Source organism: Candidatus Rokuibacteriota bacterium (assembly GCA_016188005.1).
Taxonomy (GTDB): Bacteria; Methylomirabilota; Methylomirabilia; order Rokubacteriales; family CSP1-6; genus UBA12499.
Genome location: JACPIQ010000116.1, coordinates 1 through 15410, shown reverse-complemented (window position 1 = coordinate 15410; position 15410 = coordinate 1). Strand labels below are relative to the sequence as shown.

The following is a 15410-nucleotide window of genomic DNA, read 5'->3' as shown; positions in this document are numbered from 1 at the left end:
GCGGATGAGACACCTGCGCGCGTTCCTGATCGCGGTGCTGGCCACGCTGGGCCTGGCGGGTCCGGCGCTCGGCTTCCGGAACGTCCCCGTGGACAGCCCTGTCCCCGCGCTCGCGCTCGACGGCGCCGGCGGCCGGGGCGTCGCGGTGCCAGCGCCAGGGCGCCCGATGGTCCTTCTGTTCTGGCGGCCCGGGCAGGTGTTCTCGGAGGAAGCGCTGGCCGATCTCGAAGCGCTCGCGGCGGCGCTCTCCGCGAAGGGGGTGGCGGTCGTCGCCCTCGCGGAGGCCGGATCCGGCGCCGGGCGCGTGCCGCGACCGCCCCTCGATGCGGCGACGGACAGGAACCGGCAGGCGTCTGACGCGTTCGGGGTGATCGTGTTTCCCAGCACTGCGGTGGTCGACGCTCGAGGAGTTCTGAAGGCGTATGTGCCGAGCCGCAACAGCAACTACCGCCGGCTCGTCGAGGCCTACACCCTTCGGGCGCTGGGCGAGATCTCCGATGCAGACGTGACGGCACGCCTGGTCAGCGTCGGCGAGGTGCACGGGCGAGACGCCGAGGCGGCGCAGGCCGCGTACAGGCAAGGCACGGCGCTCGCGTCGGAGCGGCGGTACGAGGAAGCGGCGCGCGAGCTGGCGAGGGCCCTGGCGCTCCAGCCAGACCTCACCCAGGCCCACCTCGGGCTCGGCTACGCCCGCCTCGACACGAACGAAGCGGCTCAGGCGCTGCGGGAGTTCGAGTTCGTGCTCGCGAAGAACCCGACCTCGCCGGGCGCGCGCGTCGGCGTCGGCATCGCGCGTATCCGGCTCGGCCAGGTCGACGAGGGCATCCGCCTGCTCGAAGAGGCGGTGATGCTCAACCCGGAGCCTGTCCGTGGCTACTACGAGCTCGGACGCGCGTACGAGGCGCGCGGCGATGCCGCCCGCGCCGTCTCCCGGTATCGGTGGGCGTTCTTGAAACTGCTCCAAGGAAGGAAATGAGGCGCTCGATTCCCGGGCTCGTGATCGTGCTCAGCGTGGCCTGGGCTCCGGCCGCCGCCGGCCAGGGGGTCCGCGTGCACGCCCCGGCGGCGGACTCGGTCGTGTCGGGGGGTGGGAACATCCACGTGATCGTGGGGATCGACGGGGGAGTGGCGCCTTCCGCCGTACGGGCGCGGCTCAACGGGACCGACCTCGGCCCCGCGGCCCACCAGCCGCGCCCGGCCGGGGGCGGTGTCCTGCACTGGAGCGCCCAGCTCGCTGCCGGCCAGAACGTGGTCGAGGTGGAATCCAGCCCTCCAGGCAAGCCGGCCGTGCGCGAGGCTCGCGCAGTCTATTACTCTGCCGCGATCCTCTCGGCCTCGGAGCCGCCGAAGGGCTTCAGGCGCGTGCCGTTTCACCAGGCGCGGAACGAGGCGATGTGCCACGAGTGTCACCGCACCCAGGCGGTGCCCGGTGACACCGGGCCCGCCAGCCCCGACCAGTCCACCTGTTACTCGTGCCACGCCCGCTTGACGAAGGCCAAGGAAGTGCACGGCCCGGCGGCGCTGTGGGCCTGCACGAAATGCCATGACCCGACTGCGTCGCCTCAGCGGTACGCGACCCCGGACCCCGTCATGCCGCTCTGCTTCTCCTGCCACGACGAGCAGAAGGAGCGCTTCTACGGCAGCCGCTACCAGCACGGGCCCACCTCCACCGGCCGGTGCACGATCTGCCACAACCCGCACGGCACGGACAACCAGTTCTTTCTCAAGAAGGCTGCCTGGAACCTCTGCACGACCTGTCACTTCGAGAAGGCGGACGGGCGCCACGTGATCAACTGGGGGCCAAGTGGCCAGGGGCATCCCACCCGCGGCCGGCCCGATCCAAACCGGCCGAAGCGGGAGCTGTCCTGCGCCAGCTGTCACAACCCCCATGCCGCGCCGGCGCCGAAGCTGTGGAACTTCGGCGCCGTCAGTTGGCTCGGCCTCTGTCGAAACTGCCACCGGGACAAGGTGGGAATGTAGAGGGCGCCGCTGGCGTTGTGCCAGGACGCAGGCTGGAGCATCATCAGGGATGCGGGAAAGGCGAATGAGCCGCTTCAAGGGTTACCTGATCGTCAGCGCGGGGCTGGTGGTGGTGGTCGTCGTCGCCGCCGGGTTGCTCGTCGGCGCCTTCTTCGAGCGCTACGTCCTCTCCCAGGAGGAAGCGCAAACAGCCGAGATCGTGCAGAGCCAGGCGCACCAGCACCTCACCGCGCTGAACTTCGAGAACGCCTCCGATCCCTCAGCGCACGAGGGCTTCGCGACCTTCCTCGAGGGGCTTCCCGGCGTGTTCAGGATCAAGGCATATGACCGGACAGGACGCATCATCTGGTCGAACGAGCCCCGGCTCATCGGCCTGGCCTTTCCCGACAATGCCTACCTGCTCGCAGCTCTCCGGGGCCGGGTGACGACGGTCCTGGAGGAGCCGAAGCGTTCGGAGCACGTCTTCGAGAAGAACCCGCGGTACGTGGCGGAGGCGTATGTTCCGATCACCTTCCCGGGCACTTCCCAGGCGGCCGGCGTGATCGAGACGTACAAGGACATGACGGCGGTCATGCTGGACCTGCAGCGCACCTCGCGGCTGATCTGGGGCGTCGCGGGGGCCATGGGGCTGTTCCTCTACGGCGCCCTGGGCCTCGTGGTATGGCGGGCCTCGGCCAGCGAGGAGCGGGCCATCCAGCGGCTCGAGCGGCAGAACGAGGAGCTGACGCTGCTGCAGCAGTTCACCGAGTCGGTGCTCCGCCCGCTGGATCTCGCCCAGGTGGCGGCCCACGTGGTCGAGAGTGCCGCCAGCGGACTGCGTCTCGCCGACGCCTCGCTTTACAGGGCCGAGGCCGGTGGCGGGCTCACGCGGCTCGCGTCCTGGCCGCCGGGCGCCGAGGTGCTCCCCCCTCCGGGAGCGCTGGTCGCCGAGGCCCTCGCCGGGCGGGCCCACCAGGCTGAGGAGGGTCTGGTGGTCATCCCGGTCTTCCCCCAGCGCGGCCCGGCGCACCTGTTCGCGGGCCACCTCCTGCCTGGCAGTGTCGCGCCGGCGCCGGCGGCGCTCCAGACGCTGGAGATCATGCTCCACGAGGCGGCCATAGCCCTTGCCAACGTGGAGCTGTTCCGCGACATCCGCGAGGCGCATGAGCGGCTGGCAGCCATCCTGGCCGGGATCGCCGATCGGCTGGTGATCGTCGACCGCGAGCTGCACGTGGTGTGGATGAACGCTGCGGCGACGGCTCACGCGGGTGCTGGGGCTGTCGGCAGGACCTGCTTCGAGCTGACGGGCTCGCCGCGCGAGGCCTGCGACGGCTGCCCCGCCGTGCGAACGCTCTACACCGGGCAGGTGGAGCGGGGCGTGCTCGCCCAGCCCGGGCCGGGTGGCCGGACGACCTACGCGGATGTCGTCGCCGCGCCGCTGCGCGACGCGTCGGGGCAGGTCTACCAGATCCTCGAGGTCTCGCGGGACATCACGGAGATGGTCGAGATGGAGGCGCGTCTCAAGGACTCGAACCAGGCGCTCCTCGATGCCCAGGCGCAGCTGGTGGAAAAGGAGCGCCTCGCGGCGATCGGCCAGGTGGTCGTTGGTCTCCACCACGCGATTCTCAACCCGCTCACCGGGATCCTTGGGGCCATCCAGGTGCTGAAGCAGGAGGACCTCGGACTCCCGGAGCGGGCCCGGACCGTGGCCGCGGCCGAGGAGGAGATCAGGAAGATCGAGGCGCTGGTCAGGCGCCTGCCCGACCTGCGGCGGGTTGCCGAGAGCCCTTACATCGGGAGCACGACCATGGTCGACCTGGAGCGCTCGTTCGGCGAAGGGGATTCGCCAGCACCCGGCAAGGCCGGCTGAGCATCCTTCCCGCGCGCTCGGCGCCTTCCTTCGGTCCGGTCCCGGCCAAGTGGTCCCGCCACTCCAAGGGGGGGGAGCGCTGCCGCCAGGGCCCGGCGGCTGGACCTCAGTGGCCGCAGCCTCCTTTGGCCAAGAATCCGCATCTCCCCTTGGCTCGATTGTGAGAGGATAAACTTTACAGTATCTTGGAACACTGAGGGGGCCGCCCGCCGCCAGGTGGATGGTCTGCCCGAACCATGGAGACCTTGTGATGCGCCTTCCCGCCTGGAGCCTCCTGACTCGCTTCTCGGTGCTGAGCCTGGGGTGCGTGCTGGCCTTGATGGGTGCACTCGGATGGGTGACCTCGGATGTGCTCGCGCGTCACATGCGGGCCAGCGAGTGGCAGACCACCGCCCAGTTCGTCCGTTACGAGGCCAGCGATCACGGGATGGAGCAGCTCTTCATCGATCCCGCGCTTCGGCTGGACCGGGCGCGGATCCGCTCGGCCCTGAGCCCGCTCTACAAGCTTCCCGAGGTCGTTCGCGTCAAGGTGTGGAACCGTGACGCCGTCGTGATCTGGGCCGAAGACGAGGGTCTCATCGGCCGAAGGTTTGCCGACAACTCCGATCTCGTGGCTGCCCTGCGGGGGCAGGTCAGGGTTCAGCTCAAGAGCCTGCAGAAGCCCGAGAACGTGCAGGAGCGTGAGTTCTTCTCCACGCTGGCGGAAGTGTATGTGCCGATCTTCGCCCCCGAGGACCCCCGCTCCGTGATCGGGGTGCTGGAGGTCTACAAGGTCCCGGAACGGCTCTACGAGGACATCCGGAAGTCCCGGAACACCATCTGGGCCACGACGGTGCTGGGGGGTCTCTTGCTGTACCTGTCCCTCTTCTGGGTGGTCCGCATCTCGCACCGGATCCAGATCCGGGCGGAGGCGGGGCGGCAGAGGGCGGAGGGGGAGCTGCTCCGGCTGAACCAGGGGCTGGAGCAGCGGGTGGTGGATCGGACGGCAGCGCTGGAGGCGGCCAGGGGGGAGCTGGAGGCCTCGAACGCGTCGGTGTCGCGGTTGCTGGAGGAGTCCGAGGGGCGGCGGCAGCGGGTGGGGACGCTGGTGGCGGTGTCGCGTCGGCTGACGGCGGAGCTGGACCTGCCGGAGCTGCTGGGGTCGATTGCGAAGGCGGCGGCGGAGATTTTCGAGGGGGAGGCGGGGTTCCGGCTGGCGGAGGGGGAGTGGCTGGGGCGGGTGGGGGCGACGGCGGGGGCGCTGGAGGTGATGGCGAGGGACCGGATCCGGATCGGGGAGTCGATCAGCGGGAGGGTGGCGGCGACGGGCCGGCCGTACGTGACGGCGGACACGGCGGCGGATCCCTATCTGGTGCCGGCGCACCGGGCGCAGGCGCAGGCGGCCCGGACCGGGGCCCTCATGTGCGTGCCGGTGAGGATGGGGACGCGGGTGCTGGGCACCCTCATCGTCTTTGGCCCGCGCGGCCATCGGTTCGACGACGACGCGGTCACGGTGGCGCAGGGGCTGGCCGACCAGGCGGGGATCGCGATCGAGAACGCGCGGCTGTACGAGGCGGCGGTGCAGGCGCGGCGGGAGGCCGAGATGGCGCTGGGCCAGGTCAAGCAGCTTCACGGGCTGCTGCCGATCTGCGCGTACTGCAAGAAGGTTCGCAACGATCGGAACTACTGGGAGCAGATCGAGACCTACGTCGGGGAGCGCTCGCAGGCCACCTTCAGCCACGGCGTCTGTCCCGACTGCCGCGCCACCGTTGTCGCCAGGGAGCTGGCGGAGTGGCGCGCGAGCCGGCGTCAGGGGTGAGACAGCGGGCAGGAGTGCCGCGCGAGTCTACCTCTTCGCGCCGAAGTCCGGGAGCGCCAACCTCGCGTCCCTGATCTGAACCACGAAGATGCTGGGCTGGCGCTGACCGCTCTCCTTCCCGGCCGGTCCATCCTTCCCGAACTTGATGGGACCGCTGATGCCGCTGAAGTACACGCGCCACAGCGCGTCGCGGATCATCCCGGCGTCGTCCTTGCCCGCGAGCTTGATCGCCGCGATGATCGTGGTGATCCCGTCGTGACCCCGGCCCCCCTCCATGAGCCCCTCGCCGGGATGGCCGCGCTTGGTCCACTCGTCGACGAACTCCCGCGCGATCCTTGGGTTTGGCAACGCCTCGGGGAACCAGGGGATCGAGGAGACGATGTGGTAGGTGCCCTCGGCCGCGGCGCCCACCCGCTTGACGATCTGGGAGGGGGAGGCGCCGTCTCCGATGGTGACGATCCTCCGCGCGAGGCGTTGCTCGTGCGCCTGCTTCATCGCCAGCGCGATCTGCTCGACGCCGCTCGCCAGGAACAGGGTGTCGGAACCCGTGGCCTTGATCCTCGCGAGCTGGGCGCTCATGTCGGTCGCGGACGCCTCCATGACCTCGGTGACACCGACCGCCGCCCCGTTCTGCTTCAGCATGTCGCCGAACGCAGTGGCCGTGCTGCGCCCCCGGTCGCTGTTGACCACGAGAAAATCGGCGCGCTTGACGCCGAGCTTGCCCACGTGCGGCTCGAACCCGAAGGCTTGCATCTCCGGGGGTGGGCTGAGGCGGAAGACCCAGGGGTTCCCGCGGGTGGTGATCGGCGCGCCGCTGGCGCTCTCGACGACCATGGGGACCCCGCGCTCCTCGATCTTCGGCATCGCCGCGAGCGTCATCGCGTCATCACCCGCGCCCATGATCACGCGCACCTTGCTGCGGACGATGAGCCTCTCCGCCGCGCTCGCCGTCTCCGCGGGGTCGGACTTGTTGTCCTCGATCACCAGCTCGAGCCGGCGGCCGCCCAGCACGCCGCCGCGGGCGTTGAGTCGGTCGCGCGCGATCTCGGCGCCCATGCGGACGTAGGTGCCGGAGGTGGCGGCCGGACCGGACAGCGGCTGGATGACTCCGACCCTGACCGGCGGGAGCGTCTGTAACTGCGCATGGACCGGCGCCGAGGCGGTCAGCATCACCGCCGCGGCCAGCACCGGCACGACCACCCACCGCCGACTCGTCGCCCCTTCAGAAACCAGCATGCGCCCGGTACTCGTCCATCAGCTCTGGGGTCACCGTCGTGACGCCGTGCTCCCGCGCGTACCGGGCGATGGCCGTGCGCGCCATGGGCCGGGCCATCGGCGGCAGGCGCTGGAGGCGCGCGTTGGCCTCCTCGGTCCAGACCACGGCCTCCCCTTCCGCGGCGTGGAGCGCGCCCTGGCTCTGCGGCGCCAGGCTCGCCCGGACCACCTCGAGCGGCTCGTGACCCACGCTCTGTCCTCCGATCTTCACTCCGAGGGACCGGACGAGCTGGGTCTCCAGGGGATTGGTGAGCAGGGCGACTCGCTGGCCGCAGGTCGCACATCCGAAGCTGACGCTGACGGATCCCTCCTCGGGGCCCTCTACCGAACTGACCTGCATGGGCTCGTTGCATGCGACGCAGAGAAGCTTCACCGGGCCGCCTCCGCCGGAGAGAGCAGCGTCCGCACCTGGGTGGCCAGCGCGCGCAAGGCCAGGCCCGCCGCGGTGTCGGCATGCTCCACGGCGTACGGGCGTCCGCGGTCCGCGCAGTGGGCGATTCGTGGGTCGAAGGGGATCCTGGCCAGGGTCGGAAGGCCGGGAACCTCGAGTGGGCCGTCATCGCGGACGAAGAGATCCCCGACGGCGCCACAGTGCGGGCAGAGGTGGCCCGCCATGTTCTCCACGAGCCCGAGCAGTCTCACGGCATGGGCTCGCGCCAGCTCCACGGCCCGCTCGACGACGAGCCGGGACACCTCCGACGGAATGGTGACCACCAGGGCTCCGTCGAGGTCGGCGAGGAGTCCGGCAAGGGCCGGCAACCTCGGCGCCCCCGGTGGCAGGTCGAGCAGGAGCACGTCGAGATCTCCCCAGACCGTGTCGGCCAGCAGCTCCCGAAGCGCGGTCGCTTCCATGGTGTCACGCCAGACGAAGCTGTGGTCCTGGGTCGGAGCTTCCCAGACGAGCGGCACGGGCCCCTCACGAAGGAGGAGATCCATGGAGAGCACCTTGATGCCGAGCGGCCCTTCGGCGGGGTGGAGGCCCTCGGGCGAGAGGCGGAGGGCCGGGCCACGGATCCCGAGCATGCGCGCGAGACAGGGGCCGTTGAGGTCGGCGTCGAGCACGCCGACCCGCCATCCATCAGCCGCCAGCAGGATCGCCAGATTGGTGGTGAGCATGCTCTTGCCCACACCACCCTTTCCGCTGGTGACGGCCAGCCGTCGGCGGACCCGGGCCATCCGGGCCCGCACCCGGCCGGTGAGCGCCTCCACCTGTCCCACGATATTGGAGCCGCCGTCTCCCGCGATGTCGCGATACCGTTTGAGCATGGGATCCTCCGCATGATGCCCGAGAAGCGGCACACCGCTCACGGCAACACAGGCGCCCGTGAGAGTGTGCGCCGCTCCTCGGGCGCCGGCTACTTCTTGCTCAGCTCGAAGGTGACCTTCGTGGGGGCGCCGGCCTTGACCTCGACCTCCCGGCTCAGCTTGCCCAGACTCTCGTGCCAGACCTCCACCTTGTGCTTGCCGGGGGGCACGTTGTCGAGCTTGAAGGTGCCGCCCTCGTCGGTGACGCTGTAGTAGGGGTGGTCGGCCACGACGATCCAGGCCGACATCCAGCTGTGCACGTCGCACTGTACCTTGATGACCTCGGGCTTGTCGAACTTCTCGGTCATCACCTTCTTGAACTTGGGCTGGGCCTTGTTGATCGCGGAGTTGGCCGCGGAGAAGGTGTGGAGGTTGTGCAGGATGCCGTCGGAGTTGAGGATGTCCACCTCGGCCCCCGCCGGGACCACCAGGACGTGCGGGGCGAAGTGGCACTTCTTCTGGTCCAGCGCCGGCTTCTGAGCGGGCTTGGGCGCCGGGCCCTTGGCGCCGGCCAGCGACACCACGGCGTTCTTGATCCCCTTGCTGGCGCCCACCACGAGCTCCTCGCTCGGCTTGTCGCTGCCGCACACCTCGGAGTCCTTGTCGACCTTGAGGTTCTTGGCGGCTGGCGGGGTCCCCGAGAACTTCACCTCGCCCACGATGGAGCCCGCCCCCTGGGCGGTGACGGGGGTCGAGCCGGCCCAGACCAGGGCGGCGGCCAGGCCGAACGCGCATAGCACAGCTGTCCAATGACGCATCAGTTGGGTCTCCTTGGCTCCGCGGAAGCCCGCCCCCGCGCGCGCCGGACCACGAGCAGCTCCAGCGCGGCGGCGACGAGGACCACCAGCGGGGGGATGAGGTAGGGGGTGGTTGAGCCTGGCTCCTCCAGGCGGAGGTAATACCACGACGAGAACGACAGCTTGCTCTCCGTTTCTCCGGCCCCGCCGTCCCAGGCCATGACCGCCACGGAGAGGAACCGCCCGACCGGGAACGCGGGATCCCCGGGATCCTTGGTGACGCGCGGCCGCTTGATCACCAGCCGGTACTGGCCGTCGGCAAAGACCGCCCCGCCCGTGGCCTGGACGGCCTGACCCGTCTGCGGAGCGAGCGTGCCGAGTCCCGAGGCACTGGCCTCCCCCACGCCGGCGTCCGACGCCCAGCGGAGCAGGTAGACGGGGCTCGATCCGTCGCCCATGAGCACGTAGGGGCGCTCGCTGCCCTCGGCGGGCCGGGCCGCCAGCTGCAGCGCGATCTGGTCGGCGAAGGTCTTGGCCGTGGCATCGGGCATGGACTTCGTCGGATCGTCCCAGCTGAGGTGGAAGGCGATCTCGGTGCCGGTGTAGACGGCGCGCACCGTGACCGTGTCGATGGAGGGATTGACGTTGCGCGGCTCCACGATCACTTGCCCCGCCAGCGGGAAGACCGCCGCCGGCTGCTGCCTCCAGAAGGCGGCCGCCGGGTCGTCCGGGATCGGGCCCGCGACGGCCCGGACTGTCAGCATCGTGGCGAAGGCCGGCTTGTCCGTCCCGAGCGCCTTCACGTAATTGGCCACATGCCAGATGTCCTCGGGTTTCTCCACGCTGTCGATGAAGGTCGGCATCGGCGTGCCCATGAGCCCGGTGGCCAGCCGCGTGGCGATCTCCTTCGTGCTGCTGCCACCGCGGAAGTTCCACGGCTTCGTCAGGTTGGCGGGCCGCACCGGGTGCTTCCAATCATCCCGCAGCTCCGCGGCCGAGGGCCCATCGCCCCGCCCGCCGGCCCCGTGGCACTTGTGGCACTCGATGGCCTCGAACATCTCCTTGCCCCGGGCCAGCGACTCCTTCGATGCGGCCACCTCCTTCGGCAGCACGGCCCGCTTCGGCGCCTCCTTGAAGGCCTCGGGCGCAAAGGTCTTGAGGTAGGCGACCAGGCTCCAGCGGTCCTTCTCCGACAGCCCCTTCCAGCCGGGCATGGTGGTTCCCGGCATGCCCTCCGTGATGATGCGGAAGAGATCGGCGTCGGTGGGGACCTGCCCCGAGGCGCTCGTGCGGATCTTGAACTTGCCCTTGGTGAAGTCGCGCGGCCGCGGCTCGAGCAGCGGCGCGCCGGGTCCGGCGCCGTCGCCCTTCTCCCCGTGGCAGAGCAGGCACTTCTTCTCATACACGGCCTTGCCCTGGGCCGGATCGCCCACCTGCTGGGCCTCGACTGCCCGCGGGGTCAGCAGGCCCATCCCGGGAAGCCCCGCGAGCTTCACGGGAACCGCGAGCCGCGAGTGCTTGGGCTCGCCGCCCTCCTCCCAGCGCCGCGGCTGATACCCCGTGGCGTCGTAGAGATACACGATGACCTTCCAGATCTCCTCCGCGCTGAGCCGGTCCTCCCAGGCCGGCATGACGGAGTTCCAGGGCGTGGACTCCTTCGGCAGCCCCGGGCCGCCCTTGGCGATGCGCCAGAAGAGGTAGGCCTCCTGCAGCATCGCTATGGTCCCGGGGTCCTGGAAGTTGGCCGGCGGCGGGTTGAAGGCGTGCGCGAAGGGGCCGGCGCCGTCCAGATTGTCGCCGTGGCAGTACATGCAGTTCTTGATGTAGATGCTCCCCCCTTCGGCCGCGTGCTGCTTGAGGCCGGCCGCGTCCTTCCGGAGCGGGTTGTCGAGCCCCTGGATGTCCAGCGGCTTGCCGCGGAACGAGATCGACGCCGGCGGCGCGGGGTGCACGGCCCGCAGCTCGGGCGGGGCCTCCACGGTGGCCGCCGCCTGGCTGTAGGCGTAGTAGCCGAGCCCGAGCGGCAGCACGATCATGGCCACCACGCGGATCGGCATCAGAGAGTCGTCCACCAGCAGGGCGCGCAGCGGCGCCACGAAGGCCCGCCAGGAGTCCCCGTCGGAGGAGACGTAGACCAGGAGCGCCAGGAGGACGACGCCCATGTACAGGGTGATCACGCTCCAGGGCGCCGGTGGCCGGATGGCGAACCGGAACACGGCGAAGGTCACGACGAGGACCAGCACCGACTGGAACAGCCTCGAGCGGAAGAGGCCCATGCGCCTATCTCTTCGCCGTCGCGGCCCCGTCACCCTTGAGGGTGAGGAGGAACGAGACCAGGTCGAGGTACTCGCGGGCCGTGAGCGTCTGGCCAAAGGTCGATGGCATGACCCCGGGCGGATATCCGGCCACCGTCCCCATGCCGGCCGGGTTCAGGATCTTGCCCATGATGTACTCGGGCGTCTGGATCCGCGCGAGCTGAGTCAGGTCGGGGCCCACGGGCGAGGCCCCGAGGGCGCCGGCCTTGTGGCAGGCAATGCAGGCGCCCTTGCCCGCAAACACCGCCTGCCCCGCCTTGGCATCGCCCGGCAGCGTCAGTGCCGCCGCCGGCGCCCCGCCGCCTGAGGCCTGGGCCCCCGCCGTCTTCGGGATGTCGTCCAGCGTCACGTCCACCGTCCCCCCCTGGGACTGCAGAAAGGCCGTCAGCGCCCACAACTCCGAGCGGTTGAGCCCGATGGGTGGCCGGTCGACTTTCGGCATGATATTCGGGTACCCCTCCACGAGGAAGGCGCCGGGATCCAGCAGCGACTCCACCAGATAGCCCTTCGCGCTCACGCCGGAACGCCGCTTGGCCGCGGCAGCGCCCACGCCGGCCAGGTCCGGCGCCCGCGTCCCCTTCTGGCCGATCTTGTGGCAGATCTCGCAGGTGCCCTTCTCCTTGAAGAGCTTCTCTCCGGCCGTGACCAGCTGCTGTGGGGTGACCTTTCCCCCCTCCAGGGACAGCTCCTCCGGGGGCTTGGACTGGATCTGCGGGATGGAGTTCGCATAGTAGGTGTAGGCCCCCATCACCGCGAGCGCGAACACGCCGACCTTCACCGGCACCGGCAGCTGCATCACCGGGCCTCCCGAGCCGAACCGCCGGCCATGGCCGGCGCCGCGTGGGCCGCCGCCTTGCCCTTGTCGCCAAGCCCTCCCAGCCAGAAGATGAACATCACCAGCGCGAAGAACACGATGGTGACCCCCGTGATCACGGTCGAGGCGTAGCCCAGCGCCGGCGTCACCGCCTCCGCTGAGGTGTCACGGAGCACGCCGTAGACATGCCAGTGCTGGCGGATCCCGGAGCGGGCAAAGCCCATCAGCCCCATCAGCCAGGTGAAGGTCACCGCCAGCAGGATCAACACATACTGCGACCGGGGCGCGATGCTGCCCCACCGGATCTCCCCTGTCGTCCGCGCCCCCCGGAACATGGGGATGTCGATGGCCATGATCACGACGATGGCCCCGAGCACGGCCGCCACCTGGTACACCGAAAAGCCGATCCGGACGATGGACTCGACGAAGTAGCCGTACACCCCGTAGAAGGTGACGAGCCCCGCCGCCACCCCGATCGCCACCCACTGCACTGCCATGCCGAGCCCGGCCCAGGACCGCTGGGAGACCTTGTTCGCCCGGCGGTAGAAGACGAATGACAGGAAGGTCGTCAGGATCATCAGGTTCACGGCCGTATTCTTCGCCGACATCACGCCGAGGAGCCCCAGGATCGGGTGGTGGGTGCCGCCCATGGCCCGCGCCTCCCCGAGCGTGAGGATGAGGCTCCGGGGCGTGGCCCAGACCATGAAACCGGCGGCCAGGACCATGAGCAGATACGGCACGTACTTGCGGTAGCGCTCGGAGCCCGGAATGCGCTCCATGCCGAGCCAGAGATAGTAGTTGGAGCCGATGAAGAGGATCCCGATGAGAATCGCCTGGATGATCCAGAGCCAGGACATGAAGCCGCCCATCATGGTGATGCCCATGGTCTGGTTGTAGGCGTAGATCTCGCGCCCCAGGTAGTACCCCGCGAAGGGGAGCACGATGAAGGCCGCCAGCGCCACGAAGTTGCCGATGTACCCCATCCAGTCGTAGCGCGCCCGCTCCTCGTCGCTCTTGGCGGACAGGAACCGGACGGCCGCATAGGCCGCGCAGATGGTGCCCCCGAACACGATGTTGGCGATGAGCCGGTGGATGTTGATGGGCATCCAGGTGAAGTTGTTCACGGCCCCCCAGAAGCTCTTGAGGGCGCCGGACTCGTCCACGCCGCCCGGGGAGATCATGAAGGTCACCCAGGAGTTGGCCACGACGAGGATCGCCGTGCCGAAGAGGTTCGAGAGGACCCCGAGGGCCACGTGAATCGCCTTCCGCGGCCCCGACAGCCAGTCCCAGCCGTAGTACCAGAGATAGACGGTGAAGGTCTCGAGGAAGAAGAGGAGCACGTAGACCCAGTAGGTCGGGAAGAAGATCCCCGTCAGGTAGGTCCAGACCTTCGGGTAGTACCCGATGAGGAGAAAGAGGAGGGCTGCCCCCAGGAGGGCGGTGGTCGAGAAGGCGGCGAAGGTGAGCTTGACCAGCTCGTGAGCGAGCCAGTCGTAGCGCTGCTCGCCTGTCCCCCACCCCATGATCTCGATGATGACGGCGAAAATGGGCACGCCGAGGATGAAGGCGGCGAAGTTGAGATGGATCTGGGCCACGGCCCAGACCGCCAGCCGCGAGCCGACGAGGGGCACGGCGCGGTACTCCACGGCCTTCCCCACCTCCTGCGCCAGGGCCGGGAGCGCCAGCAGGCAGAGGCTCAGCACCGAGCCCCCCAGCACCGCCCAGGCGTACAGGCGCCAGCTCTCGGCCGGCTGGCGCGCCAGGCCGCCCTCCTCACCGTGCACACGCATTCGGGCCGTCTCCTCTCGGCTGATCACGGGCTACGATCGCTGGGCGAAGCGCCCGCCCCAGTGCCGGCGGACCTCCGCCATCATCTCGGGGGTGACGACGGAATGCCCCGCGGCCCGGGCGTGGGCCTCCACGGCCTGCACCACCATCCCGCGGGCGAAGCCGGGGATGGCCTCGAGCCTGGCGGTCGCGGCCTCGCTCCAGGCAAGCTCCCGCGACACCTCGAGCCCGAAGGTGAAGGCGGCAGGCACCTCGGCGGGCACGCCCCCGTAGGTACCGGGCTCGTAGGCGCAGGCCGGATCCTCGGCCAGATAGTCGCCGGAGGCCGCATACGCGCGGCAGCGGCAGCCGCCGCAGATCTTCGAGAACTCGCACGCTCCGCATCGTCCCCGGAGCGGTGCCGTCCGGAGCGCCTGAAAGACCGGCGCCGAGCGCCACAGATCGGCGAAGGAGCCCTCCCGGAGGTTGCCGACCGAGAGCGGCATGTATGGCGAGGGCGTCACATCGCCCTCCGGAGTGATGCGGCAGTAGTGCTTGCCCGCGGGGCAGGCCCCCTCGGCATAGGCCGCGAGGAGCGGCGAGGCCTTGTCCCGCTGCCAGACGAGGCGCCGGTACTGCGGCGCACACTTGGTGCGCACCTGCAGGCCGCCCGGGCGGCCACCCGCCCGCTCCATCTCCACGAGGTCGGTGAGGATCGCCTCGTACTGCGCCGCCGGGATGTCGGTGAGCCCTTCCCCCCGCCCGCAGCGGACGAGGAAGAAGAGGTTGAGCACGGTCGCCCCGAGCTCGCCCGCCAGCTCGATCATGGCCGGGATCTCCCGGGCATTCCACTCGGTCACCGACATGTGGAGCGAGAAGTCGAGCCCCTCGGCGCGGCAGATCTCGGTGGCACGCACGGCGCCCTGCCAGGACCCGGGACGCCGACGGAAGGCGTCGTGCCGAGCGGGCACCGTCGAGTCCAGGGACAGGCTCACCCCCTGGACGCCGGCCGCGTGGAGGCTCTGCGCCTGCCGCTCCCGCAGCAGCACCCCGTTGGTGCCCACGACCACCGTGAAGCCGCGGGCCCGGGCCGCCGAGGCGATCTCCGGCAGGTCCGGTCGCAGCAACGGCTCACCGCCAGTCAGGATCAGGAAGATGTCCGGGTTGACCTCGGCGATCTCGTCCATCACCCGCCGGCACTCGGCCGTGGACAGCTCGTCCGGCGGGCGCGGCCCCGGGCCCGCCGAGATGTAGCAGTGGTCGCAGTGCAGGTTGCAGCGCCGAGTGAGATTCCACGATACCGCGTAGGCCGTGGGACCGTCCCGGGGGCCCACGGCCTCACGCCCCGGGCCTGCCGTCACGCCCCGGCCTCCGGGTGGCCGCCGCGCCCCTGGCACATCGTGGCGCGGATCGCGGCCAGCCACTCCTCGCAGCTGCCGAGCTCGATGGTGTCGAGCCCCGCCGCGCGCGCCGCCCGCTCGATTTCCTGGCGCGCCCGCTCCCGCATGAAGCCCGCCGGGACGCGCCCGAGCCGCGCCTCGGCGGCGGCCGTCCAGGCCACCGCCGGGGC

General features: G+C 70.2%; 13 protein-coding genes. 4 read left to right on the top strand and 9 right to left on the bottom strand.

The window, feature by feature from the left end:
* The first annotated feature begins 4 nt into the window (after nt 1–4).
* From HYV93_22425 to HYV93_22410, 4 genes are all read left to right on the top strand, one after another.
* On the top strand, nt 5–976 hold the full coding sequence (locus HYV93_22425) for a tetratricopeptide repeat protein (GenBank protein ID MBI2528726.1): 972 nt from the start codon (nt 5–7) through the stop codon (nt 974–976).
* Entirely contained in the window at nt 973–1980 is a 1008-nt protein-coding gene (locus HYV93_22420) for a hypothetical protein (protein MBI2528725.1), read from the top strand. The genes HYV93_22425 and HYV93_22420 overlap by 4 nt, the downstream gene beginning before the upstream one ends.
* 64 nt (nt 1981–2044) lie before the next feature.
* Nucleotides 2045–3829, top strand: a complete 1785-nt coding sequence (locus HYV93_22415) for a PAS domain-containing protein (GenBank protein ID MBI2528724.1) — start codon at nt 2045–2047, stop codon at nt 3827–3829.
* 250 nt (nt 3830–4079) lie between these two features.
* A complete protein-coding gene (locus tag HYV93_22410; GenBank protein ID MBI2528723.1) occupies nt 4080–5627 on the top strand; it encodes a GAF domain-containing protein in 1548 nt (515 codons plus the stop codon).
* 27 nt (nt 5628–5654) lie between these two features.
* On the opposite strand, the gene HYV93_22405 is transcribed toward HYV93_22410, so the two are convergent.
* From HYV93_22405 to HYV93_22365, 9 genes are all read right to left on the bottom strand, one after another.
* The gene (locus HYV93_22405; GenBank protein ID MBI2528722.1) at nt 5655–6863 is read right to left on the bottom strand and encodes an ABC transporter substrate-binding protein; all 1209 of its coding nucleotides are present in this window, start codon (nt 6861–6863) and stop codon (nt 5655–5657) included.
* Complete coding sequence (locus HYV93_22400; GenBank protein ID MBI2528721.1) at nt 6850–7275, bottom strand: PCP reductase family protein; 426 nt, start codon at nt 7273–7275, stop codon at nt 6850–6852. Before HYV93_22400 ends, HYV93_22405 begins: the two co-directional genes overlap by 14 nt.
* Nucleotides 7272–8168 (bottom strand): P-loop NTPase, encoded by an 897-nt coding sequence (locus tag HYV93_22395; protein MBI2528720.1) that lies wholly within the window; start codon nt 8166–8168, stop codon nt 7272–7274. The genes HYV93_22400 and HYV93_22395 overlap by 4 nt, the downstream gene beginning before the upstream one ends.
* Nucleotides 8169–8257: 89 nt before the next feature.
* Nucleotides 8258–8965 carry a carboxypeptidase regulatory-like domain-containing protein gene (locus HYV93_22390; GenBank protein ID MBI2528719.1) on the bottom strand — a complete coding sequence of 236 codons (708 nt, stop codon included), beginning with the start codon at nt 8963–8965 and terminating at the stop codon, nt 8258–8260.
* On the bottom strand, nt 8965–11220 hold the full coding sequence (locus HYV93_22385; GenBank protein MBI2528718.1) for a c-type cytochrome: 2256 nt from the start codon (nt 11218–11220) through the stop codon (nt 8965–8967). The genes HYV93_22390 and HYV93_22385 overlap by 1 nt, the downstream gene beginning before the upstream one ends.
* 4 nt (nt 11221–11224) lie before the next feature.
* A complete protein-coding gene (locus HYV93_22380; GenBank protein MBI2528717.1) occupies nt 11225–12055 on the bottom strand; it encodes a c-type cytochrome in 831 nt (276 codons plus the stop codon).
* On the bottom strand, nt 12055–13863 hold the full coding sequence (locus HYV93_22375) for a cytochrome ubiquinol oxidase subunit I (protein ID MBI2528716.1): 1809 nt from the start codon (nt 13861–13863) through the stop codon (nt 12055–12057). The genes HYV93_22380 and HYV93_22375 overlap by 1 nt, the downstream gene beginning before the upstream one ends.
* Nucleotides 13864–13893: 30 nt before the next feature.
* Nucleotides 13894–15174 carry a radical SAM protein gene (locus tag HYV93_22370; protein ID MBI2528715.1) on the bottom strand — a complete coding sequence of 427 codons (1281 nt, stop codon included), beginning with the start codon at nt 15172–15174 and terminating at the stop codon, nt 13894–13896.
* Between the two features lie 23 nt (nt 15175–15197).
* On the bottom strand, nt 15198–15410 hold a 213-nt coding region (locus HYV93_22365; protein ID MBI2528714.1), incomplete at its 5' end, for a PCP reductase family protein.

What these genes read in the sequence shown, in the direction of transcription:
- HYV93_22375 (MBI2528716.1), bottom strand. Translation starts at nt 13,863, where the DNA reads ATGCGTGTGCACGGTGAGGAGGGCGGCCTGGCGCGCCAGCCGGCCGAG.
- HYV93_22395 (MBI2528720.1), bottom strand. Translation starts at nt 8,168, where the DNA reads ATGCTCAAACGGTATCGCGACATCGCGGGAGACGGCGGCTCCAATATC.
- HYV93_22410 (MBI2528723.1), top strand. Translation starts at nt 4,080, where the DNA reads ATGCGCCTTCCCGCCTGGAGCCTCCTGACTCGCTTCTCGGTGCTGAGC.
- HYV93_22385 (MBI2528718.1), bottom strand. Translation starts at nt 11,220, where the DNA reads ATGGGCCTCTTCCGCTCGAGGCTGTTCCAGTCGGTGCTGGTCCTCGTC.
- HYV93_22390 (MBI2528719.1), bottom strand. Translation starts at nt 8,965, where the DNA reads ATGCGTCATTGGACAGCTGTGCTATGCGCGTTCGGCCTGGCCGCCGCC.
- HYV93_22405 (MBI2528722.1), bottom strand. Translation starts at nt 6,863, where the DNA reads ATGCTGGTTTCTGAAGGGGCGACGAGTCGGCGGTGGGTGGTCGTGCCG.
- HYV93_22380 (MBI2528717.1), bottom strand. Translation starts at nt 12,055, where the DNA reads ATGCAGCTGCCGGTGCCGGTGAAGGTCGGCGTGTTCGCGCTCGCGGTG.
- HYV93_22420 (MBI2528725.1), top strand. Translation starts at nt 973, where the DNA reads ATGAGGCGCTCGATTCCCGGGCTCGTGATCGTGCTCAGCGTGGCCTGG.
- HYV93_22415 (MBI2528724.1), top strand. Translation starts at nt 2,045, where the DNA reads ATGAGCCGCTTCAAGGGTTACCTGATCGTCAGCGCGGGGCTGGTGGTG.
- HYV93_22425 (MBI2528726.1), top strand. Translation starts at nt 5, where the DNA reads ATGAGACACCTGCGCGCGTTCCTGATCGCGGTGCTGGCCACGCTGGGC.